Source organism: Janthinobacterium sp. SUN026, assembly GCF_030397625.1.
GTDB lineage: Bacteria > Pseudomonadota > Gammaproteobacteria > Burkholderiales > Burkholderiaceae_D > Janthinobacterium > Janthinobacterium kumbetense.
Genome location: NZ_JAPQNU010000002.1, coordinates 649,169 through 671,902 on the forward strand (window position 1 = coordinate 649,169; position 22,734 = coordinate 671,902).

23 protein-coding genes are annotated in these 22,734 nt (G+C 67.5%); 9 read left to right on the forward strand and 14 right to left on the reverse strand.

The features are described from left to right. Positions 1-36: 36 nt before the first annotated feature. Positions 37-1,569, reverse strand: coding sequence for an MFS transporter (locus tag OX459_RS12555; RefSeq protein WP_289905284.1), 1,533 nt, complete (start codon positions 1,567-1,569; stop codon positions 37-39). A 118-nt stretch (positions 1,570-1,687) separates the two neighbouring features. On the opposite strand from OX459_RS12555, the gene OX459_RS12560 reads away from it, so the two are divergent. Further along, positions 1,688-2,548: a LysR substrate-binding domain-containing protein gene (locus OX459_RS12560; RefSeq protein WP_289905285.1), complete on the forward strand. Its 861-nt coding sequence runs from the start codon at positions 1,688-1,690 to the stop codon at positions 2,546-2,548. Here the strand turns inward: OX459_RS12560 and OX459_RS12565 are convergent. Then, on the reverse strand, positions 2,528-3,922 hold the full coding sequence (locus OX459_RS12565; protein ID WP_289905286.1) for an MFS transporter: 1,395 nt from the start codon (positions 3,920-3,922) through the stop codon (positions 2,528-2,530). The two genes, OX459_RS12560 and OX459_RS12565, sit on opposite strands and share 21 nt — an antisense overlap. Positions 3,923-4,015: 93 nt before the next feature. Here OX459_RS12565 and OX459_RS12570 point away from each other — a divergent pair, with 93 nt between their 5' ends. Together OX459_RS12570 and gstA are read left to right on the forward strand one after the other, a co-directional pair. Next, positions 4,016-4,912 carry a LysR family transcriptional regulator gene (locus OX459_RS12570; RefSeq protein ID WP_289905287.1) on the forward strand — a complete coding sequence of 299 codons (897 nt, stop codon included), beginning with the start codon at positions 4,016-4,018 and terminating at the stop codon, positions 4,910-4,912. A 108-nt stretch (positions 4,913-5,020) separates the two neighbouring features. After that, complete coding sequence (gene gstA / locus OX459_RS12575) at positions 5,021-5,635, forward strand: glutathione transferase GstA (protein ID WP_289905288.1); 615 nt, start codon at positions 5,021-5,023, stop codon at positions 5,633-5,635. 22 nt (positions 5,636-5,657) lie between these two features. Here the strand turns inward: gstA and OX459_RS12580 are convergent, their stop codons facing one another. Then, entirely contained in the window at positions 5,658-6,110 is a 453-nt protein-coding gene (locus OX459_RS12580) for a PaaI family thioesterase (protein ID WP_289905289.1), read from the reverse strand. A 151-nt stretch (positions 6,111-6,261) separates the two neighbouring features. On the opposite strand from OX459_RS12580, the gene OX459_RS12585 reads away from it, so the two are divergent. Further along, a complete protein-coding gene (locus OX459_RS12585) occupies positions 6,262-6,834 on the forward strand; it encodes a DUF4337 domain-containing protein (RefSeq protein ID WP_251349074.1) in 573 nt (190 codons plus the stop codon). A 31-nt stretch (positions 6,835-6,865) separates the two neighbouring features. Here the strand turns inward: OX459_RS12585 and OX459_RS12590 are convergent, their stop codons facing one another. The 3 genes from OX459_RS12590 to OX459_RS12600 all read right to left on the reverse strand — a co-directional run bounded on the left by OX459_RS12590 (position 6,866) and on the right by OX459_RS12600 (position 9,552). Next, complete coding sequence (locus OX459_RS12590) at positions 6,866-7,486, reverse strand: ParB-like protein (RefSeq protein ID WP_289905290.1); 621 nt, start codon at positions 7,484-7,486, stop codon at positions 6,866-6,868. A gap of 48 nt (positions 7,487-7,534) precedes the next feature. Next, on the reverse strand, positions 7,535-9,196 hold the full coding sequence (locus OX459_RS12595) for a SulP family inorganic anion transporter (RefSeq protein ID WP_289905291.1): 1,662 nt from the start codon (positions 9,194-9,196) through the stop codon (positions 7,535-7,537). 62 nt (positions 9,197-9,258) lie between these two features. Then, complete coding sequence (locus tag OX459_RS12600) at positions 9,259-9,552, reverse strand: hypothetical protein (protein ID WP_289905292.1); 294 nt, start codon at positions 9,550-9,552, stop codon at positions 9,259-9,261. 119 nt (positions 9,553-9,671) lie between these two features. Here OX459_RS12600 and OX459_RS12605 point away from each other — a divergent pair, with 119 nt between their 5' ends. Then, a complete protein-coding gene (locus tag OX459_RS12605) occupies positions 9,672-10,778 on the forward strand; it encodes an acyl-CoA dehydrogenase (RefSeq protein ID WP_289905293.1) in 1,107 nt (368 codons plus the stop codon). Positions 10,779-10,805: 27 nt separating this feature from the next. On the opposite strand, the gene OX459_RS12610 is transcribed toward OX459_RS12605, so the two are convergent. From OX459_RS12610 to OX459_RS12620, 3 genes are read right to left on the reverse strand one after another with little or no spacing between them, the layout of a single operon-like run. After that, a complete protein-coding gene (locus OX459_RS12610; RefSeq protein WP_289905294.1) occupies positions 10,806-11,297 on the reverse strand; it encodes a cupin domain-containing protein in 492 nt (163 codons plus the stop codon). Positions 11,298-11,333: 36 nt separating this feature from the next. Further along, positions 11,334-11,741 (reverse strand): carboxymuconolactone decarboxylase family protein, encoded by a 408-nt coding sequence (locus OX459_RS12615; protein WP_289905592.1) that lies wholly within the window; start codon positions 11,739-11,741, stop codon positions 11,334-11,336. Next, complete coding sequence (locus tag OX459_RS12620; RefSeq protein ID WP_289905295.1) at positions 11,741-12,826, reverse strand: alpha/beta hydrolase; 1,086 nt, start codon at positions 12,824-12,826, stop codon at positions 11,741-11,743. The genes OX459_RS12615 and OX459_RS12620 overlap by 1 nt, the downstream gene beginning before the upstream one ends. Before the next feature lie 206 nt (positions 12,827-13,032). Between OX459_RS12620 and OX459_RS12625 the strand changes: the two genes are divergently transcribed. The 3 genes from OX459_RS12625 to OX459_RS12635 all read left to right on the forward strand — a co-directional run bounded on the left by OX459_RS12625 (position 13,033) and on the right by OX459_RS12635 (position 15,346). Further along, positions 13,033-13,899, forward strand: coding sequence for an HDOD domain-containing protein (locus tag OX459_RS12625; protein WP_289905296.1), 867 nt, complete (start codon positions 13,033-13,035; stop codon positions 13,897-13,899). 92 nt (positions 13,900-13,991) lie between these two features. Next, positions 13,992-14,423 (forward strand): hypothetical protein, encoded by a 432-nt coding sequence (locus OX459_RS12630; RefSeq protein WP_099664287.1) that lies wholly within the window; start codon positions 13,992-13,994, stop codon positions 14,421-14,423. Next, the gene (locus tag OX459_RS12635; protein WP_289905297.1) at positions 14,420-15,346 is read left to right on the forward strand and encodes a DUF2145 domain-containing protein; all 927 of its coding nucleotides are present in this window, start codon (positions 14,420-14,422) and stop codon (positions 15,344-15,346) included. The genes OX459_RS12630 and OX459_RS12635 overlap by 4 nt, the downstream gene beginning before the upstream one ends. A 20-nt stretch (positions 15,347-15,366) precedes the next feature. Here the strand turns inward: OX459_RS12635 and OX459_RS12640 are convergent, their stop codons facing one another. From OX459_RS12640 to OX459_RS12655, 4 genes are all read right to left on the reverse strand, one after another. Next, the gene (locus OX459_RS12640) at positions 15,367-16,635 is read right to left on the reverse strand and encodes a nucleotide disphospho-sugar-binding domain-containing protein (RefSeq protein WP_289905298.1); all 1,269 of its coding nucleotides are present in this window, start codon (positions 16,633-16,635) and stop codon (positions 15,367-15,369) included. A 159-nt stretch (positions 16,636-16,794) separates the two neighbouring features. Beyond that, positions 16,795-17,244: a GNAT family N-acetyltransferase gene (locus tag OX459_RS12645; RefSeq protein ID WP_289905299.1), complete on the reverse strand. Its 450-nt coding sequence runs from the start codon at positions 17,242-17,244 to the stop codon at positions 16,795-16,797. 46 nt (positions 17,245-17,290) lie between these two features. Continuing rightward, complete coding sequence (locus OX459_RS12650) at positions 17,291-17,920, reverse strand: NAD-dependent dehydratase (protein ID WP_289905300.1); 630 nt, start codon at positions 17,918-17,920, stop codon at positions 17,291-17,293. Between the two features lie 46 nt (positions 17,921-17,966). Continuing rightward, positions 17,967-19,247: an arsenic transporter gene (locus tag OX459_RS12655; protein WP_289905301.1), complete on the reverse strand. Its 1,281-nt coding sequence runs from the start codon at positions 19,245-19,247 to the stop codon at positions 17,967-17,969. Positions 19,248-19,399: 152 nt separating this feature from the next. Between OX459_RS12655 and OX459_RS12660 the strand changes: the two genes are divergently transcribed. Further along, the gene (locus tag OX459_RS12660) at positions 19,400-20,881 is read left to right on the forward strand and encodes a phage tail sheath C-terminal domain-containing protein (RefSeq protein WP_289905302.1); all 1,482 of its coding nucleotides are present in this window, start codon (positions 19,400-19,402) and stop codon (positions 20,879-20,881) included. A gap of 24 nt (positions 20,882-20,905) precedes the next feature. Here OX459_RS12660 and OX459_RS12665 read toward each other — a convergent pair whose 3' ends face one another. After that, positions 20,906-22,555 (reverse strand): DUF4394 domain-containing protein, encoded by a 1,650-nt coding sequence (locus OX459_RS12665; RefSeq protein WP_289905303.1) that lies wholly within the window; start codon positions 22,553-22,555, stop codon positions 20,906-20,908. Positions 22,556-22,734 lie beyond the last annotated feature (179 nt).

Genomic DNA, 22,734 nt, shown 5'->3' on the forward strand with positions numbered 1-22,734 from the left:
TAATGACGTTGAGCAACACTTGTCAACGTGCCCAGATTATAGCCTCCCAAGCCTTGGCGCACCCGCACCTCCAACGCCAAACACGAGCCAGCTGGCCACGGCGAACAGGCAGGCGGCAACGCCGCCGTACAGCATCACGGCGCCAAAACCTTGTGCCAGCGCAAGCTTCGCCACGCCGGCCGGCAGCGCGCCGCCCTTGCCTGCCGACACTTCCTCCGCCAACGCCCGCAATGCCGCCCCGTCAATCCCGGCAGGCATATGCCGGCGCAAGGCGGACTGGATGGCTGCGACGAGGATAAAACCCATCAGCGCGATATTGATGGACAGGCTGACCATGCGCGCGCTGATGTCGATGCTGGACGCCATGCCCGCCCGTTCGCCCGGCACGGCAGCCGTCGTCGTGTTAGTGACGGGGGTATTGGTCAGCCCCAGGCCCGTGCCCGCCAGCAGGCAGCCGGGCAGGATCGTCAGCCAGCTGGTGGCGTCCGCGCGGCTGCCCCAGCACATCAGCAGCAAACCCGTGCCGATGGCCAGCAAGCCGGCGGGAATCACGGCATCGGCCCGGTAGCGCAACGCCAGCCGCTCTGCCAGCGGCGGCACGAGCAAGGTGGGCAAGGTGTAGGCCAGCAAGGTCAGGCCCGTGTCCAGGCTGCTGTAGCCGAGGCCATGCTGCACATACAGGGGCAGATAGATCATGAGCGGCCAGAAACTGCAGTTCATGCCCGCCGAACCGAGCAGCGCGCCCGAGAAGCGGCGGATGCGGAATACGGAAAAGTCGACCATCGGTTCCGCCTGGCGCCGTTCGATGACGGCAAACGCGGCAAAACCGGCCAGCGCCACGGCCAGGCTGGCCAGCGCAAGGGGATCATCGAAACCCAGCGCCGGCCCCTGCGTGAGGCACCACGCCAGGCTGAACACGGCCAGCGACAGCATGGCGATGCCCGCCACGTCCAGTTTGCGCCGCTGCGGGTCGCGCGATTCATTCACGCCCAGGGCCGCCAGCAGCAGCGCGACGACGGCGAGCGGTCCGTGCACGAGGAATACCCACGGCCAATTCGACAGCGCGACGATGGCGGCGCCGATGATGGGGCCGAAGCCCAGGCCCAGGCCAAACACGATGCCCCAGGCGCCGAACGCCCTGCCCCGCGCGGCGCCAGCCGGGAACTGCTGCGACAGCACGGCCACCTGGCAAATCAGCATGGCGCCGCCAGCCATGCCCTGCAGCGCGCGGGCGGCGATCAGCACGCCCGTGCCGCCAGCCCAGCCGCAGGCCAGCGAACTGAGGCCGAACAGCGCCAGGCTGGCCAGCAGCAGGCGCTTGCGGCCATAGCGGTCGGCCAGGGTGCCCGTGGCCATCAGCACGGTGGTGCAAGCCAGGGTGTAGGCGTTCATGATCCATTGCAAGTCCTTGAAGTCGCCATGCAGCACGGTTTCCAGGGTGGGCAGGATGGCGGGCACGCTGGAAATTTCCAGGCCAAACATGAGCGAGGCCAGGCAGACGGCGGCCAGGGTCAGTGCGTTTTGTTGCGAAGTAGTCGGTAGCATCGAAGCCTTGATGTCGGTAGTCATGGAGGGGCGCGTAGAGGCGGCGCACTGCGAGCCGCCATTCTAGAAAGCCTGGACTCATGAAGGAAATGATAAAATTTTGTACAATTCATTCATTTTCATCATGAATCACGGGAACCCCATGGACTTCGATACCGCCCTGCTGCGCGCCTTTGTGGCCGTACAGGACACGGGCGGCTTTACGCGCGCCGCCGAACGACTGCACCTGAGCCAGTCCGCCATCAGCCACCAGATCCGCCGCCTGGAAGAACAGGCGGGTACGCCCTTGCTGGTGCGCACGACGCGCAGCCTGCGCCTGACGGAAGATGGCGAGGATTTCCTGCGCCACGCGCGGCAGGTGCTGGCGGCCCAGGAGGCGCTGTCGCGCCGCTTCCAGCGTTCCTCGCTTGCCGGCGCCGTGCGCTTTGGCGTGCCGGAAAATTTCATGGGCGCGCGCCTGCCCGCCCTGCTGGCGCAGTTCGCCCACCTGTTTCCTGCCGTGCGCCTGGATGTGACGGTCGGCACCTATCTTGACTTGCAAAAACTGGTCGCCGCCGATGCGCTGGACCTGGCCGTCGTCATGACCCTGGCGGACGGGCAGGATGAAGCGGCCGTGCTGCGCCGCACGCGCTTCGTCTGGGCCGCGGCGCAGGATTTCCGGCACGACGGCGCGCTGCCCCTGCCGCTGGCGTTTTCACCGGCGCCCTGCATGCACCGGCAAGTGGGCGTCGACGCCCTCGAGGGCGCCGGAATCGACTGGCGCGTGGCATTTACTTCGCCCAGCCAGCAGGGCTTGCGCGCCGCCGTGCTGGCGGGACTGGCCGTCACGGCCTTGCCGCAAGGCGACCTGGAGCCCGGCATGGTGGTCATCGATGGCCAGTATGGCTTGCCCGCCCTGCCCGCCGCCCGCTTCCAGCTGCTGTGGCGCGCCGCCGGCAGCACGGCGGCGGCCGAAGCGTTCGGACAGTTGCTGCGCGAATGGTCAGCCGCCGCGGCGGCTTGACAGCACCAGCAGCAAGGCCAGCGCCAGCATGGCGCTCGCGCCGCCCAGGGCCACCGTCACGCGGTGCGCCAGCAGCGCCGCGCCGACGCGCTGGTGTGCGCCAAAGGACGAGATCGCCACCAGCACCGCCAGCCCCAGCGAATTGCCCAGCTGGTGCGCCACGTTGACGACGCCCGCGGCGGCGCCCGCATCCTGCGCGGGCACGCCCGCCACGCCGGCCGCCGTCAGCGGACTCAAGGCCATGCCCTGCCCCGCGCCGATCAGCACCATGGGCAAGGCCACGCCCAGCCAGTACGCCGTGCCCGCATCGATACGGCTCAGCCATGCCATGCCCAGCAGGGTTGTCGCCAATCCCATGGCCAGCAGGCGCGCATTGCCCAGGCGGCGCGTCAAACGCGGCACGCACAGGGCCACGCCGAAGTTGACCAGGGTCATGGGCAGGAAAGCCAGGCCCGTCAGCGAGGGCGGATAGCGCAGCAGCACTTGCAAAAATTGCGTGGTGAAAAAGAAAAACCCGATCATGGCGCCCAGAAACAGCACCCTAGCCCCGTACGCGGCATTGCGCTGCGCATCGGCAAACAGGCGCAGCGGCAGGATCGGTTGCGCGGCGCGCCGTTCGATGGCAATGAAAGCAGCCAGCAGCAGCACGCCCGCCGCCAGCGCAGCTTGCGTCAAGGAATCCCCCCAGCCGGCGCCGGCCGAACGGATCAAGCCATACACGAGGGCCGACATGCCGAGGGTGAAACTGGCCGCGCCAGCCACGTCAAAGCGGCCCCGGCTGCGCGGGCTTTCCGCGATGAAACGGCGCGCGGCCAGCAGCATGGCCGCGCCGATGGGCAGGTTGATGTAGAAGCCCACGCGCCACGACAGCCATTCGGCCAGCACGCCGCCCAGCACCAGGCCCACGCTGGCGGCGATGCCCGCCACGGCGCTGTACAGGGCGATGGCCCGCGTGCGTTCGCGCCCTTCCGCAAATGTGGTTTGCAGCAAGGCCAGGGTGGATGGCGCCAGGATGGCCGCGCCCACGCCCTGGATGGCGCGCGCGGCAATCATCATGGCTGGCGAGCGTGTCAGGCCGATGGCCAGCGACGCCAAGGTGAACAGCGCCAGGCCCAGCTGCAACAGGCGGCGCCGGCCATACGCATCGCCAGCGCGCGCGGCCAGCAGCAGCAAGCCGCCAAACGTCAAGGTGTAGGCGCTTTGCACCCAGGCCAGGCCCGTATCCGTAAAGCCCAGTTCCTGGTGGATGTTCGGCAAGCCCGTCAACACGATGGACGTGTCGAGCACGATCATCACGTAACTGACGAGAATGATGGCGAGGATGGCCGCCTTGTGCGGCGCGGCAGAGGGAGTAGCAACTGGCGGATTGTTCATGCCATCACTGTAAGCCGTATGCATTACCATGAATAGATGCTAAAGTCTGCATGAACTTATTAGCACAACTAATGAATTGAAAAGACATCCGCCATGGCACAGACCAACTTCAACGACATACTCGCCTTCGTGGCCGTGGCCCGCGAAGGCAGCTTCACCCGGGCGGCGGCCAAGCTGGGCGTGTCGCAGTCGGCGCTGAGCCAGACCGTGCGGGCGCTGGAGGAGCGGCTCGACTTGCGCCTGCTGGTGCGCACCACGCGCAGCGTCTCGCCCACGGAGGCGGGCGAGCAGCTGCTGCGCACGGTGGCGCCCCGCTTCGACGAGATCGAGGCGGAACTGGCACTGCTCAGCGCACGGCGCGACAAGCCGGCCGGCAACATCCGCATCAGCGCGGGCGAGCATTCGGCGCTGACGGTGCTGCAGCCGGCCATCGCCCGTTTGCTGCCGGACTACCCGGACATCCACATCGAAGTCATCGTCGACAACGGCATGACCGACATCGTGGCCGCGCGCTGCGACGCGGGCGTGCGCCTGGGCGAGCAAGTGGCCAAGGACATGATCGCCATGCCCATCGGTCCCGATTTCCGCATGGCCATCGTTGCCGCGCCAGCCTATTTCAGCCGGAATCCGCCGCCCGTCACACCGCAGGACTTAATGGCGCACAACTGCATCAACATGCGCCTGCCCACCCTGGGCGGCCTGTTTGCCTGGGAATTTGCCAAGGATGGGCAGGAACTGAAGGTGCGCGTGGAAGGTCAGATGATCTATAACAACATGGCCATGCGCCTGCATTCGGCGCTCGATGGCCTGGGCCTGGCCTGCATGCCGGAAGATGTGGTGCTGCCCTACGTGGCCGATGGCCGCCTGGTCCGCGTGCTGGACGACTGGTGCCCCGCGTATGCCGGCTACAAGCTGTATTACCCGAGCCGGCGCCACCCGTCGCCCGCGTTTACCTTGCTGCTCGACACCTTGCGCTATCCCCGCGTTTGAGCCAGCGCAATCGTCCACCGGGCGTGGACAGTCGCCAAACGAACATGCGTTTACCGTGCGGCGGCGCAGGACTATAGTGGCTACTTTCCCACCTGTTCAAGGATCGCCATGAAACTCTTTTATTCGCCGGGCGCCTGCTCGCAGGCGCCGCACATCCTCCTGCGCGAAACGGGCACGCCTTTCACTCTGGTCAAGGTCGACCTGGGGCAGCACCGAACGCAGGAAGGCGGCAATTACTACGAACTCAACCCGAAAGGCCAGGTACCGCTGCTGGCGCTCGCCGATGGAACGACCTTGAGCGAAGGCCCCGTCATCGCCCAGTACATCGCGGAACAGGCTGGCCGACAGGACTTGCTGCCGTCCGTGGGCAGTTTTGCCCGCTACAAGGTGCTGGAATGGCAGAACTACATCACGTCCGAGCTGCACAAATCGTTCAGCCCCCTGTTCGATCCGCGCATCGACGCGGCCGCCAAGGCCTTGTTCGTCCAGCAACTGGCCAAAAAATACAAATGGGTGGACAGCCGCCTGGAAGGCCAGGCCTACCTGACGGGCGACACGTTCACGGTCGCCGACGCCTATTTGTTCGTCATCACGGGCTGGGCGCCAGGCGTGGGCGTGGACTTGTCCGCGCTGGCGCATGTGCAAGCCTTCCTGGCCAGAGTGGCACGGCGCGACAGCGTCAAGGCGGCTTTGGAAGCGGAAGGACTGGCCAAGGCGGCTTGAGCGCCATCGCCCGGTGCACGGCTCACGTCTTTTCCGACTTGCCGTGCATCACCATGATGGTTTGCTGCATCAGCGCGCACAGGGTTTCCTTGCCATCGCGCACGGCGAACACTTCGGCTTGCGTGACGATCAGGGTGCGCCCCGGGCGCACCACCTTGCCGCGCGCGATCAGTTTCTCGCCATCGGCGGGCGCCAGCAGGTTCATCTTGTATTCCACCGTCAGCACGGACGCGCCGTCGGCCACCATGGTCATGGCCGCGTAGCCGGCGGCCGAGTCCGCGATCATGCCCACCACGCCGCCGTGCACGAAACCGTGCTGCTGCTCGATGCCGCGCCAGTGCGGCACGTGGATTTCCGTGCTGCCATGCGCCACCACGGGCAGGCTGGCCTGGATCAGGGTCATGGCGTTTTGCAGATCGAAACTGGCGCGGACTTTTTCGGCGAAGTGCGGGTCGGGCAGACGGGACGTGCTCATGGGCTGTGCGCTTTCAAGGGAAGAACGCCTTACTGTACCCGCTTATGCCCGTTCGCACCATGTCACGGCGCCCACCAGCCTGCACGGCGGATGCGGTAGTATCGCCATGTCGACACATGATCCCTCCTCCTGCCCCCGCGAAAGGTCCGCCATGGAAGAAGAATACGAAGTACCCAGCCCCCATGAGCACGCCGTGGAAGAGGCGACGGAGAAGGAGCGCGATGGCCTGACGCAGAAAATCGCCCTGATGACGGCCATCCTCGCCACCATCGGCGCCCTGATCAGCTACCAGAGCGGCAATGCGCAGAACGAGGCCATGTTCCTGAAGAACGAGAGCATCCTGAAACAGGCGCAGGCGAGCGACCAGTGGGCCTTGTACCAGGCGAAGTCGACGAAAGGCCATATCGCCGAAGCGACGGCCGCGCTGGCCAGCGTACCCGAGGTGCGGGCCCGCTTCCTGGCGGAACAGGCGCGGCAGGAACGGGAAAAGCCCCTGGTGCAGGCGCAGGCGCGCCAGCTGGAAGAGCAGTCGAGGAAGCTGGGCGAGGCATCGGAAGCCAAGCTGCGCCCGCACGAGCGGCTGGCCATGGCCCTGACCTTCATCCAGATCGCCGTGGCGCTGGCCGCCATCACCGTGCTGACGCGGCGGCGATGGCTGCTGTGGGGCTCCGTGGGTGCGGCGGCGGCCGGCATACTGGCGGCCGGCAGCGCCTTCCTGCTGTAGCGGCAGGAGGTTCAGGCTGGGTCAGGCTGGGTCAGGCGGGCGGCAGGATGCCGCTCCAGCCCGGCAAATAGCGCGCCTGCTGGCTGCGCGCCAGCTTCATGGCCTGCGCCAGTGCCTTGGGGAAATTTTTCTGCAGGCTGGCGGGCGCGATGCGGCTGCGCAAGAAATCGGCCCACAGGAATTCGCTGAACGGCGTCACGTCCTTGGCGTAGCCGCCCGCGCTGCGCAATTCGCCGGCCAGGCTGCGGTAGGGATCGTCGTGCAAGCCGCTCAGGTGCCGGGGGATGGCGGAAAAATCGCGGCGCAAGCCTTCGCTGTCGTACGGGTGCACCCACTGATGGTGGTCCATCACATGCCAGAAGTGCAGCGGTTCCAGCCAGGACAAATCCTTGAGTATCATCAAACTGACGCTTTTCACGCCTTCCTGGTGCAGCGCCAGGCCGAAATGGTGGTGGTCGACGATGTAGTGGCGCCCTTCCGGACCGATAATGCTGGGAAACCAGTGGTCGGCCAGCGCCGCCGCCCGCGCCTTCCGGCCCAGGCTGGCCCAATGCGCGCGCTTGAGCGCCACCTCGGCCATGCCCACCGTGATTTGCGTGGGCAGCAGCTTGTTCAGCCGTCCCTTGACCAGTTGCGGTTTCGCGCTTGTCATACCGTCTCCCAGATGCATGGCCTGGCCGCCAGCGTAGCATAGTCGCCGCTACTTTTCAGGCGTGGCGCAGCCCAGCAGGCGCACGGCCTCGGCCACGCTCAATTCGCTGAGCAGCAGCGCCGGCGCCGCCTCGGCGGCCAGCATGTCGCGCAGCGCCAGTTGCAGCACGGTGCACGCCGGCTCCTTCAGCCGCGCCAGCACCAGGGCCAGCCCCCGCTGGCGCGCAAACGCGGCAAAGTCGCGCAAGGCTTCGACGCTGCTGCCATCGAGGTCGGGCGACTCTTCCAGGCTGAGGATCACCTTGCGCAGCGGACCGGCCCGCTCCTCCAGCAGGGTGCGCGCCAGGTGCAGGCTGCGCTCGGCATTGACGAAGAACAAGGGTTCATCGAGGCGCAGGATCAACGTGTCGGGCTGCGCGCGGGCCGCCGGGTACAACGCCAGTTTCACGTAGTCGTGGCTGTCGCCCAGCCGACCCAGCACGGACAGGCCCGGCCGCGACAGGCGGCGCAGCATCAGCAGCAGGCTCATGGCGATGGCTGCCAGCAAGCCGTCGAGCACGCCGAACAGCAGCACGCCGGCAATGGCCGCCAGCACCAGCAGGCGGTCGCGGCGCCAGGTGAAATAAGGCCGCAAGGAAACAGGGTTCAGGGTATGGCTGACGGCATGGATGACCACGGCGGCCAGCACGGGCACGGGAATCAGGGCCACCAGCGGCAGCAGGGTCAGCACGATGACGCCCACGACGGCGGCCGCCACCAGCCCCGCCAGGCGCGAGGTGGCGCCGGCCGCCTCGTTGGCGGAGGTGGCCGAATAGCCGGCGCCCACCGGCATGGCCTGGAACAGGCCCGCCACCACGTTCGCCGCGCCCAGCGCCAGCAAGTCGCGCTCGGGCGCCACGGCGTCGCCATGCTTCAAGGAAAAACTGCGGATGGCGCCATACGATTCCGCATACAGGATCAGCGCCAGGGCAAACGCCAGCTCGGCCAGGCGCGTCCATTCCGCCTGCGTCAGGCGCGGCAAGACAGGCATGGCCAGGCGCACATCGATGGCGCCCACCAGGGCCACGCCATGGCGCGGCAAGTCCAGCCATTGCCCGGCGGCTATGCCCAGCGCGATGACGATCAGGCCGGCAGGCCAGCGCTGCAGCCGCCGCAGCAGGAACAGCGACAGCAGCGCCGCCGCGCACAGGCCGGCGCCGCTCCCGTTCCACTGCCCTTCGCCTGCCAGCAGGCCCGCCAGCAGATGCGGCACGTCGCCGTGCGCCGGCTGCACGCCCAGCACGCCGGGCAACTGTTTCACGATGATCACGATGGCCAGGCCGAAGGAAAAGCCCCGCAGCACGGGCTTGGCGATGAATTCCGTGATGCTGCCCAGCCTGGCCAGCCAGGCCAGCAGGAAAAATGCCCCCGTCAATATCACCAGTCCCGCCATCAGCATCAGCCGGTGCCCCGCCGTGCCGCCTGGCATGGATGCCATGGCGGCGGCCAGCACGGCGGCCGAGGACGACGTGGCCGAGACGATGGCAAAGCGGCTCGTGCCCAGCACGCCGTAGCACAGCAAGCCCGCAAACAGGGCCAGGATGCCCGCCTGGGGCGCCAGGTTGCCGATGCTGGCATACGCCACCGCTTCCGGCAGCAGCAGGCCGGCGATCGACAGGCCAGCGCTGGCATCTTGCCAGCGGTTCATTTGCGTCGCAGCCGATGCGCTCATGGAGGCTCCTGGTGGGTGGCGCCGGTCCGCGCCATGATGCGGCAAAACGGCGGCATGCAGGCTTACGGCGCTGCGGCGCCCACTTCCGACACTTTCCTGCCGGCGCGAAAGATGGAATAGATCACGGCACCGACGCGCTCATACGGCACGTCCGGCTGCGTGCGCAAGGCAGCGCTGGCAATGTGCTCCTCGGACAGGACGGCCAGCATCTCGTCCACCGTGTGGACGCGCCGGCCCGCCACGGCGATGTCTTCCTTGCCCAGCATGACCACGGGCGGCGGTGGCGGCACGCTGGCGCAAGCCGCCAGGCACAGCAGCAATGCCGCCGCGCTTCCCGCATGGACGAATCTGCACATGTTTTTCCCCTTTTCCTGCAGCTTACAGGCGCGGGACTGGCACCGCAACAGGCACCGGCTACCGCCGGCACCCCGCGCTGTGCGAAAATGCCCGCCTTCGCCATTGCCGGATTCTGCCCATGCCGCACGCTGCCCTCGCTACCCCTGCCACCCTTTCCGAGCGCGACGCGCGGCGCATCGCGCGCCACGCGCCGGCCGCCGACGCCGCCCGCTTCCTGCATCCGGCCCAGCAAGCCTTGCTGCACCGGCGCGGCTGGCTGACGATGCTGGCGCCGCGCGGCGCGGGCGGGGCCGAGCTGCCCTTGCCGCAAGTGGTGCGCCTGGAAGAAGCCGTGGCCGCCGTCGACGGCAGCATGGGCTGGGTGCTGACCCTGTGCGCGGGCGCGGGATGGTTTGCAGGCTTCCTGGCGCCCGACATGGCGCGGGCCATCATCGGCACGCCCCGCGTCTGCCTGGGCGGCAGCGGCGCGGCCACCGGTGATGCGGAAGAGGAAGGCGACGGCTACCGCATCACGGGCAGCTGGGACTACGCCAGCGGCGCGCCGATGGCGACCCACTTCACGCTGAACGCCCGGCTGCGGCGCGATGGCCAGCCCCTGCTCGATGCGGATGGCAAGCCGCGCATCCGCGCCTTCCTCGTGCCCGCCGCCCTGGTGCAGCTGGTGCCCTCATGGAACAGCATCGGCATGCGCGCCAGCGCCTCGCACAGCTACCGCATCGACGGTCAATGGGTTGCCAAGGAGCACGGTTTCACCATCGATCCTTCGGCCGCGACGGCCGGCGGCCCCCTGTACCGCTATCCGTTCTATTCGCTGGCCTACGTAACCCTGGCGGCCAACGTGGCCGGCATGGCCAGCCATTTCATGCAGCTGGCCGAAGAAGGCATGCGCCACCGCCGCCATGCGCGCGCCGGCTTGCCGCTGCTCGATGTGCCGGAAGTGGCCGCCATGCTGCAAGCCAGGAAACAAGCGTTCACATCCGCCCGCACCCGCTTCTATGCCGTGCTGGACGACAGCTGGGCGCAGGTGGCGGGCGGCGCGGCGCTCGGCGCGGATGCCATGCAAGCCGTGCAGGACCGTTCGCTGGACTTGGTCGCCGCATGCCGCGCGGCCGTCGGTGATGTGTATCCGTATTGCGGCCTGTACGCGGCCCGCGAAGACAGCGCCATCAACCGCGTGTGGCGCGATTTCCACACGGCCAGCCAGCATGCGCTGCTGCTGCCGTAATCTGCCTGAACGCCCGGCGCGGCATCGTCATTGAGCGCCTTGGCGCAGATAGCTGTCGTCCGCCACCTGTTCCAGCCACGTCACCGCCGTGCCATCTTGCGCCTCGGCAATAGCGACGTGCTGCATGGCGGACGTGGCCGTCGCGCCATGCCAGTGCTTGACGCCGGGCGGTATCCACGCCACGTCGCCCACGGCCAGCGCCTGCAGCGGGCCCTGCCAGTGCTGCACCCAGCCCTGGCCTTGCGTGACGATCAGGGTCTGGCCCAGCGGGTGCGTATGCCACGCCGTACGGGCGCCGGGCGCGAAGGTGACGATGGCGCCGCCCACGCGGGCCGGCGCCAGGCGCTGGAACCTGGCGTCGACCGCGACCTTCCCCGTGAAATAGGCGGCATCGCCCATGCTGCTGGGCATGGCGGCGGCGCGCGTGACGGTGACGGCCGCTGGCGCGGCAGCCGGCGCGGCAGACGCGGCCCCGGCGGGCAGGCAAAGCGGCAGGAGTGCCGCGGCGTATCGGTGCATATGGATGTCCTTTCTTGCCGCGCGGGGCGGCGGTCGTTATTTGCGGAAGACTTCTTTCGCCACGGCCAGCGCCGAGACGGCGTTCGGCCAGCCCGCATAGAAGGCCAGGTGGGTGATCGCCTCGACCAGCTCGTCCTCCGTCAAGCCGTTCTGGCGCGCCAGCAGCAGGTGCGATTTCAGCTGCTCGGGACGGTGCATGGCCACCAGCGCGCTGACGGTCACCAGGCTGCGGTCGCGTTTGGACAGCTGGGGGCGCTCCCAGATGTCGCCGTACAGCACCTTGTCCGTGAGGTCGGCCATCTTCGGCGCGAAGTCTCCCATCAATTGCTGCGCGCGCGAGGGCGGCTTGCTCTGCGCATCCAGCGTTTGCGCTGGCGCAAAGACGGGCAGCGCCAGGCAGGCCGCCAGGAAGCCCGCTTCCATGCTGTTCGAGAAAACGCCCATCACGCCCCCAGGTGCTGGCGAAAGAAGGCGTCCAGCCTGGCCAGCGACTGCGCGATGTAAGGCGGCCGGTCGTACAGGTCCACGTGCGAGGCGCCCGGCACGACGAACAGCTCCTTCGGCTGCGCCGCCCTGGCGTACGCATCCTCGCTGAAGTAGGCCGAGACGGCGCGCTCGCCGACGATCATCAGCAACGGGCGCGGCGCGATCGTCTCGATCTGCGCGAACGGGAAGAAATTCATCATCGGCGCCAGGCTCGTCAAGGCGTACAAGCTGGTCGAGTGCGGGTGCTGGCCCCGGGGCGTGGCGTAGTAATCGAGGAATTCGCGCACGATTTCCGGCGCGTCCGGCCCGGCCGACTCGGGCAGCGCGCGGATGTCGCGCCGTGGCTCGCCGCGCGCTTCGCGCGTGCGCTGCTCGCCGACCTCGTCCAAGGTCTTCATGCGCTGCTCGTAGGTGAGCGTGTCGCCCAGCCCCTGGCGGCGCGCGCGGCCCATGTCGTACATGCTGACGGTGGCGATGGCCTGGATGCGGTGGTCGACCTGCGCCGCGCTGACGGCATAGCCGCCGCCACCGCAAATGCCCAGCACGCCGATGCGCGCCGGATCCACGGCCGGATGATTGCTGAAGAAATCCACGCAGGCGCTGTAGTCGCCCACGCGCGTGCCCGGCACTTCCGTGTAGCGGGGCAAGCCGCTGCTGTCGCCGTAATGCGAAGCGTCGAACGCCAGGGTCACATAGCCCAGTTCCGCCAGCTTTTGCGCGTGCAAGCCGGCCGTCTGTTCCTTCACGCCGCCGAACGGGTGGCCGATGACGATGGCGGGATATTTTTTGGCCGCATCGAATCCGGCTGGCGTGAACAGGTTGGCCGCGATGACCGTCTGCGCGCTGGTGTTGGGGAACGCGACGCGTTCGATAGCGACGCCGTTGCGCCGGGGATGGCCCACGACCATGGGCCGGGTGGGCGCGGACGCCGGCGCTTGCGCCTGGGCCGCGCCTGCCAGCGCCATGCCGGCGCCGCCGGCCACCATGGCCAGCGAGGTGTTCAGGAAGGTGCGCCGCTGCGGCTGGGGGACTTCATCACGCATCTGTATTTTCCTTGTAAACATTGATATGGAACAAGCCGCGTACGAGGCACGCTTGTGGCAGATCAAGCGTACCCGCCCTCGCCCACCGTGAATAGACAGGCAAATCCACTAAAGTCTATAAGTACAGCTTATGAATGGCGCCGCCGGCCAGCCGTGCCTGACAGCAAAGGCAGCCGGGCGCCATGCGGCCTGGATTGCCTGATAAGATGGGGACATTGCTACTTCCCGCTCCCCTATCCATGCACGTCAACACGCTCAGCAGCCTGGCGCAACTTTTGGCCAGCGCCGAAACGGAAACCCTGGCTTTTCCCACCAGCATCAATACGGCCCTGCTCCTGCAAAAGGAACTGGCCAACCCGGATTGCCACTCGGCCGACATCAGCCGCTTGCTGCTGTGCGAACCGACCTTGTCGGCGCGCGCCGTGGCGCTGGCCAATTCGGCCCTGTTCTCGCCCGGCCAGGCGCCCGCCATCACCAGCGTGCGCGCCGCCGTCGAGCGGCTGGGCCACCGCAACCTGTATGCGCTGGCGACGGCGGCCGTCATCCGCCAGCTGAACGCGGGCATCCGCGACGAAGCCTTGCGCGCCCGCGCCACCCAGCTGTGGGCGCACACCGTGCACGTGGCGGCGCTGGCGCACGGGCTGGCCGCCACCGTCACGCAGACGGACGCCGATACGGCGCTGTTCGCCGGCATCGTGCATGAAGTGGCCGGCTTTTATTTGCTGGCCCAGGCCGACAAGACTCCGGGCCTGTACGCCCAGCTGGAAACGCAGATGGCGTCCACGCTGGAAGTGATCGGCCGCGCGCTGATGCGCCAGCTGGGCGTGCCGCTGCCGGTGGCCGATGCCGTCAACGCCTTGCCCGGCTCGACCATCATGCTGCCGCCCGAGGGCTTGCGCGACACCCTGCTGCTGGCCAAGGCGCTCTCTCCCGTCCCTTCGCCGCTGCCGCAGGCCGGCGTCACCGTCAGCGAGGCGCTGCAAGCCTATCTGGAACACGATCCCGTGCTGCAGGCGCTGCGCACGCAGCCGTCGGCCGAAGCGAAGGGCCTGATCGAGGTACTGCTCAGCTGATGGCCGATCTGCTATGATGGCGCGAGCCGGGATGGACCCGGTCCGCTTTCATTGATGCTCACTGGAAAACTGCCTTGACTACCTCCTTACGCATGCTCGGCCTGGCCGCAGCTCTGACCATGGCGTGCAACGCCAACGCCGACAGCTTCGTTTCCTCGGCCTCCAGCGCCGGTTCCCAGTCGAGCGGCAGCATTTCCGATTCGCTCAACGGTTCGAGCAACAGCTCTTCGCGCGACAACAAGGTGGCCAATGGCCCCTACCGCATCATCGACGTGGCCGCCGTGCCGGGCCGCGCCGGCATGACGCGTTTGACGATGCAGGCCGACGCCACGGCCACGCCGCTGGTGCTGGACTTGCCGCAAGCGGCGCTCGACAAGCAGCAGCTGGCGCAGGGCGACGTGGTGCATGCGCAAAACCGCGCCTACGGCATCGAATTCTCGCGCAACGACACGCGCGCCGCCTTCTTCCTCGTGCTGGCCGACGACTGGTACGGCGAAATGGCCACGCGTCCCGTCAGCCTTTGATCTTGCGCAAACTGGCGCCGCTGCTGGCCGGCTGCGCCGCACTCGTCCTGGCTGGCGCCGCCCAGGCGGGCACCTCCATGTCCTCCTCGCGCTTTTGCGACCGCGCCCAGGAACTCACGGCCACGGAACAGGACCGGCTCTTGCGCTTTGCCGCCGTCGTGCGCGAGGAACTGGCCGCCAGCGAAGGCAGCGTGGCCCTGATCAGCCGCTCCGGCCTGGACCTGGCCCGCTTCGGCATCCGCTATTCGCACGCCGCGCTGGCCTGGCGCCACGACAATGACAGCGGCTGGTCCGCGCGCCAGCTGTACTACGCCTGCGACGAAGGCCGCCCGCGCATCTTCGACCAGGGCACGGCCGGTTTCGCCATGGGCACGGAAAACCCGGCGCTCGGCTACATCTCGCTCGTGAAATTGCCGGCCGAAACCGTGCCGCCCCTGCGCCGCGCCCTGCTCGACCCCATGCGCGTGCAGCAGTTGCTGGCGGGCCGCTACAGCGCCAACGCGTATGCTTTCAATTTGACATACCAGAATTGCAATCAGTGGGTGGTGGAAATGCTGGCCTCCGCCTGGGGCGAACTGGCGGCAGGCGGCGACTTGCGCGCCCGCGCCCAGGACTGGCTGCGCGCCGCCCAATATGCGCCCGCCCCCGTCGACGTGGGTGCGCGCTGGCTGATGCTCGGCTCCATCTTCGTGCCCCTCGTGCACATGGATGACCACCCGCCTGAGGCAATTCGCTCGATGCAGCTGGCGGTGAGCCTGCCGGCCAGCCTGGAAGCTTTCGCACGCCAGCGCCTGCCCGCCAGCGAACGCGTGGAAATCTGCCACGACGGCAAGCAGGTGGTGGTGCACCGGGGCTGGGAACCGATCGCCGACGGCTGCGTGCCCGGCGCAAACGACCGGGTCATCGCCCTCGACGATACCTAGCGCAGCATTCCCCAGGCAGACTAAGCGGCCAGGGCCGCTTCGACGTGATCCAGCAGGCGCGCTGATTCGAGCCCCTGCCCCATCCGGCGGGCCACCTCGCCGCACGCCAGCCTGACTTCGGGCGCGTCCAGCAGGCGCGCCAGCTGCCGCTGCATGCGCCCGGCAGACAAGCGCTTGGCCAGCAAGACCTCTCCCACACCGAGCCGTTTGGCGCGCCAGCCATTGTCGAACTGGTCGTACGCGAACGGCACGATCAGCTGCGGGATGCCCGCGCGGAAGGCGTCCGCGCTGGTGCCGATGCCGCCGTGGTGCACCACGGCCGCCACGCGCGGCAACAGCGCCGCGAACGGCGCGTGCGCCTGCCACAGCACGCCAGCCGGCAAGTGCTGCGGCACTTGCGCCGCATGGGGCGTGAGGAACAGGCCGCGCCGCCCCAGCCGCCGCAAGACGTCCAGCGCGATACTGAAATAGCGTTGCGCATGCTGGTGGCCGGTACCGGGCGTAAACACGATGGGCGGCTCGCCCTCGCCCAGAAAACGTTCCAGTTCCGGCGGCAGCGCTGCGGCGCCAGGCATGGCGGCGGCGGTGAAATCGGCTTGCGCGAAGTGCGGCGGCCAATCCGCCTGCGGTGCGGCGAACCAGGCGGGAAACAGTCCCAGCGAGGCGTCCGGCGCGGACAGCATGTGTCCAAAAAAATGCGCTTCCGGCGGCAAGCCGTGCTGCGCGCGCGCGCCGTTCAGCCCAGGCAGCAGCACCGGGTCGATCATGGCGCGGTGGATCATCCGCCACAGGGCCTGGCGCCAGGCCAGCGGCACCCACGCGGGAATGCGCAGCGAACCGGCCGTCAGGAAATCATGGCTGCTGCACAGGTTCGATGGCGCGAGATACGCCGCGACGATGCGCAAGTCCGGGCGCACGGAACGCGCCAGGGCCGCCATCGGCACGAGGATGGGATGGCACAGCACCACGCAAGCCTCATCGGCCGGCAAGCCTTGCACGATGTCGCGCACGGCGCCCAGGTGCGGCACGAGACCGTTCCACACCACGCCCCAGCCCTTGCGTTCATCCCACAGGCCGGGGTTGCCCAGCATGGCCTGCCCCTGTTCCGCGCTGCCGAAGGTGCGATACGGCAACTTTGACGCCTGCGCGGCCGCTTCCTGCCAGCCCGGCACCAGCAGCAGCACGCGCCGGCCCCGTTGCTGCAAGCCCTGCGCCAGCGCGATAAACGGCTGCATGTCGCCGCCGGTGCCGCTGCTGGCGATGATGACGAGCGGGGATGGGTCAGCCATGCGGCCATCCTTGCCTGGCGGCAATTTTCAGCGGGAAATCAAGCAAGAACGAGGGGTGCATGGGCATCTTTCCTAGTTGAAACACCCAACGATAGTAAGCGATTAACGTTAGCATTTCAATCAATTATTGAGCGCGGCACGGCGCCATGCCTGCCGCCGCTACAGCGGCAGTTGCAGCACCATGTCCCATTGATCGATGCCCGGCCCGAAGCCGTCCGGCGTCACGTTGACCGTCACGAAACCGTAGCCCGCATAAAAGCCTTGCGTGTGCTGGCTGGTATTCATGCGCACGCTGGCGATTCCCGGCACGGCGCGGATGGCGTCCAGGCGCGCCTGCGTCAGCGCCCGGCCCAGTCCCTGGCCATGCGCATCCTGCGCCACCATGCCCCAGCACAGGCTGGCGACGCTGCCGCCCGCCTCGATGGCATGGCCGCCGCAGGCGACGATGCGGCCGTCGCGCAGAATGACCAGGTAGGGATGCGTCGAGGTATCGAGCCAGGCGGCAAAGTCCGCGCGCTCGGACGGGTCGAAAAAGCGCGGCGTATTGCCGTCGAACAGGGCCAGGCAGGCATCGCGGTCGCCGACCTGGTAAGGGCGTACAGTCTGCATGTGTTGTACCTTCAGTAACAAGAACGCAGATTATACGGGCGCGCACTCACAGCAGCTGCTCCGACGTCACCACGTGCACGCCCGGCGCGGCGGCCAGCGCCGCTTCCAGCAAGGCGCTGGCGATGCGCGGCGCGGGATTGATGCGCCAGCGGCGCGGCAGCATGGGACTGAGCACGCGCAGGACGCGCAAGGCGGCGCCCTCGCCCGCCCGCGCCACGGCGCGCTCGCCGCCGATCAGGCCCGGTCGCACGTGCGTGAGCGAACGAAAACCCAGCGCTTGCAGGTCGCGTTCCAGCTCGCCCTTGACGCGGTTATAGAAAATGCGCGAAGCGGCATTGGCGCCGGCCGCGGAATTGAGCACGTACGTGCGCGTGCCGGCCGCCAGCGCCAGCCGCGCCACGGCCAGCGGATAGTCGTGGTCCACGCGCGAAAACACTTGCCGCGTGCCGGCCACCTTCATCGTCGTGCCCAGGGTGCAGATGACGGCGTCCGCCTGCCACCAGGATGCGTCCGGCGGCAATTGATCGAAATCAATGAGCGGCGCGGCCAGCTTGGGATGCGACGGCAAGGGCTTGCGCACGGGCGCCACGATGGCCGTGATCCGCGCATCCATCAGCGCCAGGCGCAGCACTTCGCTGCCGACGAGCCCGGTAGCGCCTACGAGCAGTATTTTCATTGCATCCCAGTATAAAGTTGCTCACAGCCACCACCATACACGGAACTCAGGACAGGCGCAGCGCCAGCGCGGCCAAGGTCACCAGCAGCACGGGCACGGTCAGCACGATGCCGACGCGGAAATAGTATCCCCAGGAAATGTGGATATTCTTGCTGTCGAGCACGTGCAACCACAGCAAGGTGGCCAGGCTGCCGATCGGCGTGATCTTCGGCCCCAGGTCGCTGCCGATGACGTTCGCGTAGATCATCGCTTCGCGCACGGCGCCCTGCGCCGTCGTCGGGTCGATGGCCAGCGCGCCCACGAGCACCGTCGGCAAGTTGTTCATCACGGACGACAATAACGCCGTCAGCACGCCCGTGCCCATGGCCGCGCCCCACACGCCGTACTGCGCAAAGTGGTTCAGCATGCCCGTCAGGTAAGCCGTCAAGCCCGCATTGCGCAAGCCGTACACGACCAGGTACATGCCCAGCGAAAAGACAACGATGTGCCATGGCGCATGGCGCAGCACGTAGCGCGTGGAAATCACGTGCCCCTTGGCTGCCACGCCCAGCAGCAGCGCGGCGCCCACGGCGGCGATCAGGCTGATGGGCACGCCAAGGCTTTCCTGCGAGAAAAAGCCCACCAGCAGCAGCGCCAGCACCAGCCAGCCGGCGCGGAAGGTGGCCAGGTCGCGGATGGCGGCGTCCGGACGTTTCAGCTGCGCCACTGCATAATCGCGGGGAATATCCTGGCGGAAAAAGAGCAGCAAGGCCGCCAAGGTGGCCAGCACGGCGACGACGTTGACGGGCACCATCACGGCCGCGTACTCGGCAAAGCCGATCTTGAAGAAATCGGCCGAGACGATATTCACCAGGTTCGACACCACCAGCGGCAGGCTGGCCGTGTCGGCGATGAAGCCGGCCGCCATCACGTAGGCCAGGGTGGCCTTGGCGGAAAATTTCAGCGCCCGCAGCATGGCGATGACGATGGGCGTGAGGATCAGCGCGGCGCCGTCGTTGGCGAACACGGCGGAAACCAGGGCGCCCAGCAAGACCAGCAGCACGAACAGTTTTCTGCCGCTGCCGCCGCCCCAGCGCGCCACGTGCAAGGCGGCCCATTCGAAGAAACCGGCCGCGTCCAGCAGCAGGCTGATGATGATCACGGCGATGAATGTGCCGGTGGCGTTCCACACGATGTGCCAGACGACGGGGATGTCGCCCCAGTGGATGACGCCCGCCAGCAAGGCGACGCAGGCGCCGATGACGGCGCTCCAGCCGATGCCCAGGCCGCGCGGCTGCCAGATGACGAGGATGAGGGTGGCGAGGAAGATCAGGAAAGCGGTCAGCATGGGTGGGGCATCCGAAAATAGACAATGAATTCAATACTTCAATAATACTGGAAATATCAAATAGATGTGAGCATAAATTCTCATGCCAGTCTGATAACTGATTATACTAGCCCATCGCTCGGCCCCGCCCCCCTCTGACCCACCAGGAAAGCATGCATATGGCGCAATACCAGACTCCCGGCGTGTATATCGTGGAAAAAACCGCCTTCCCCAATTCAGTCATCGAGGTCGCGCCGGCCGTGCCAGCCTTTGTCGGCTACACGGCCGGCGCCAGCCATCAAGGAAAATCGCTGCACAACAAGCCTTGGCGCATCACCTCGATGGAGGAATTTGAAGCCTGTTTCGGCGGCGCGCCCGTGCCGGAATTCACGCTTGAGGCGGAGGCGGCCCCAGGCGCTGCAACGCCCTTCGCGCTGCACCAGGCCAGCGGAAGATTCCTGCTGTATCACAGCATGCGGCTTTTTTTCCGCAACGGCGGCGGCGCCTGCCATATCGTTTCCATCGGCAACTACCATGACGCGCCCGATTTCGGCACACTGCGCGCCGGCATCGATACCCTGCGGCAGGCGCCGGAAGTCACGCTGCTGGCCGTGCCCGACGCCATGCTGCTGGCGCAGGACGACTGCCATGCGCTGCAACGGCACATGCTCGAGCATTGCGGCCAGGAAATGCGCAACCGCTTCGCCATCCTCGACATCCATGCCGGCGCAGCCCCATTGACGGATGGGCCCGTAGCCGCTTTCCGGAACGGCATCGGCAGCGCCGCGCTGGCGTATGGCGCCGCCTATTATCCGTGGCTGGAAACCACGGTGGTTTCGCTGGACGAGCTCAACTTCACCTGCCTTCGCGCCAGCCAGTGGGACGCGCTGAAAAACCTGCTGCCGCAGGCGCTGGATGCCGGCCGGCAGCGGCAAGTGTCCGCCCTGTTCGAGCAGATGGCCAGCGTAGCTGCGTCAGCGGACGGTCAGGCCAGCCGCATCGCTGCCATCCATCAGTCGCTGCTCGCCCTCTGCCCCGTGTACGGGCAACTGCTGCTGGCCATGCAAAGCCAGCTCAATCTGCTGCCGCCCGGCGCCGCCATGGCGGGCATATATACGATGGTCGACAACGCGTGCGGCGTGTGGAAAGCACCGGCCAATGTGAGCCTCGACGCCGTCAGCGCACCGGCCGTGCACATCTCGCACGATGAGCAGGAAGACCTCAACGTGAGCGGCAGCGGCACGTCGGTCAACGCCATCCGCAGCTTTGCTGGCGAGGGCACACTGGTGTGGGGCGCCCGCACCCTCGATGGCAACAGCCTCGACTGGCGCTACATTAATGTCCGCCGCACCGTGATCATGCTGGCGGAATCGCTGCGCCTGGCCTACCTGGCCTATGTGTTCGAGCCAAACGTGTCCGGCACCTGGGTCACCGTCCGGGGAATGACGAACAACTTCCTGACTGGCGTCTGGAAGCGCGGCGGCCTGGCGGGCGCCTCGCCGGAGGATAGCTTCAGCGTGTCCGTCGGCCTGGGCGAAACCATGACGCCGGAAGACATCCTGGAAGGCATCTTGCGGGTCACCATCCTGGTCGCCGTCAGCCGCCCGGCCGAATTCATCGAGCTCACATTCCAGCAGCAGATGCAGAAATCGTGACACGCCGGGCGGCGCCAGCCCGCCTTACTTGAGCGCGATGGCGATATCGGTCAGCCCCACCGCCCCGTTGCCGATGGCGGATGCCGCCGGCGTGGCCGCGCCGCCGCTCAGCACGGCCGCGCCTGTTGCCAGGTCGATGCGGTACAGGGAGCTCGGTCCCGCGGCCGACGTGCGCAGGGCCGCCAGGGCCAGGCCGTTCGCCCCGCCCGCGATATCGAAGCCCGCATCGCCCGCCGCCGCCACGCCCAGCAAGCCCACATTCACCAGGGTGCCGTCGTTGGGCGGATTTTGCAGGGCGAGCGCGGCGCTGGCCGTGTCGATATCGAACAGCATGGTGGCCGTCGTGCCGGCAAAGCTGTTGGTGTAGGCCGCCGCCGTGACGACAGGCGCCGCGCCCGCGCGGTTGACGGCGCCGTCGGTCGTGGTGGCGCCCGTGTCGACGTTGATGCGCAGGCTTTGTCCCGTGTTGCCGATCACGCGCAGGCGGTCGGCGACGGGGTTGAAATCGACACCGAAGGCCGTGCCGGCGATGGCCGTGTACGGCGCGGTGACATCCGCCGCATCGGCGGCGAGCGTCACCTTGACGGTGGCCGCGCCCGTAGCCGGGTCGATGGTGACGATGCGCCCCGCCGACGAGATTCCATACAGCACGCCATCCTTGGGACGGATATCAAAGCCCAGCAAACGCTCGCCCGCCGCCAGGCCCGTGACAGCCACGTTGGCGTCCAGCGTGTTCGGCGTGGCCGTCTTGAAGGTGACGATGCGGGCGTCGTCCGTCAAGCCGTAGGCGATGGGCGCGCCCGGCCCTGCCAAGGCGATGCCGCGCAGCTCCTCCGTCACGCCGATGGCCGCCACCAGGGTCGCCGGGGCGGTGGTCGCGGCCAGGTTCACGGTGTACAGGTTGCGCACGCCGGCCACCGTCATGACGGCGTAGCCCGTGTTGTTGCGCGCATCGATGTCGAAGCCGGCCACGCCGGTGGCCGCCACGCCCAGCGGCACGGCGCCGGCCAGGGTGCCGTTGTTGGGCGGATTTTGCGTGTACAGGGTGGCGTTGGCCGCATCGATGACGAACAGCGTGGTGCTGGCCGTGCCGGCGAAGCTGTTGGTGTAGGCCGCCGCCGTGATGGCCGTGTTGCCCGCGCCGCCGTTGATATTGCCATCCGTCGTCGTGGCGCCCGTGTCGACATTGATGCGCAGGCTTTGTCCCGTGTCGCTGACGATGCGCAGGCGGTCGGCGACCGGGTTGAAATCGACGCCGAATTGCGTGCCGGCCAGCGCCGCATAGGGCGCCGTCGTGTCGGCCGCGTCGGCCGCCAGGCTGGACTTCAGCGTGGCGGCGCCCGTCGCGCCGTTCAGGGTGTAGATGCGCCCCGTGCTGCCGACGCCGTACAGCTGGCCATCGGCGGGACGGAAATCGATGCCCAGCAGGTTCTCGCCCGCCTGCAGGCCCGTCACGGTGGCCGTGGTGCGAATGGTGGCGGGCGTGGCGCGGTCGAACGACAGCAGTTTGTTGCTGGCGGTGAGCACGAAGACATCGCCAGCCACCACCACGGGTGGCGTGACGGGGTCATGGTGGCTGCCGCTGCCGCCGCAGGCGGTGAGCGACATGGCGACGGCGGAAGCGAGCAGCAGCTTGGCGAATGGCAAGGTTGGCAAGGTCGGAAGGATCGGCATGGTCGTGGCCCCTGTAAGAGTGAGTGGAAGTGCCGCCCATGCCGCGGTCGCAGCGAGCGCACCCCTGTACTACTCGCCAGGCGCCCGTTTGGATGCAGCGACGCAAAAAAAGTTATTCTTCGCGCCTTTATGATTGTCTTTAAGCAACTTAACCGGTGTATAGTCACGGGCACGATGGC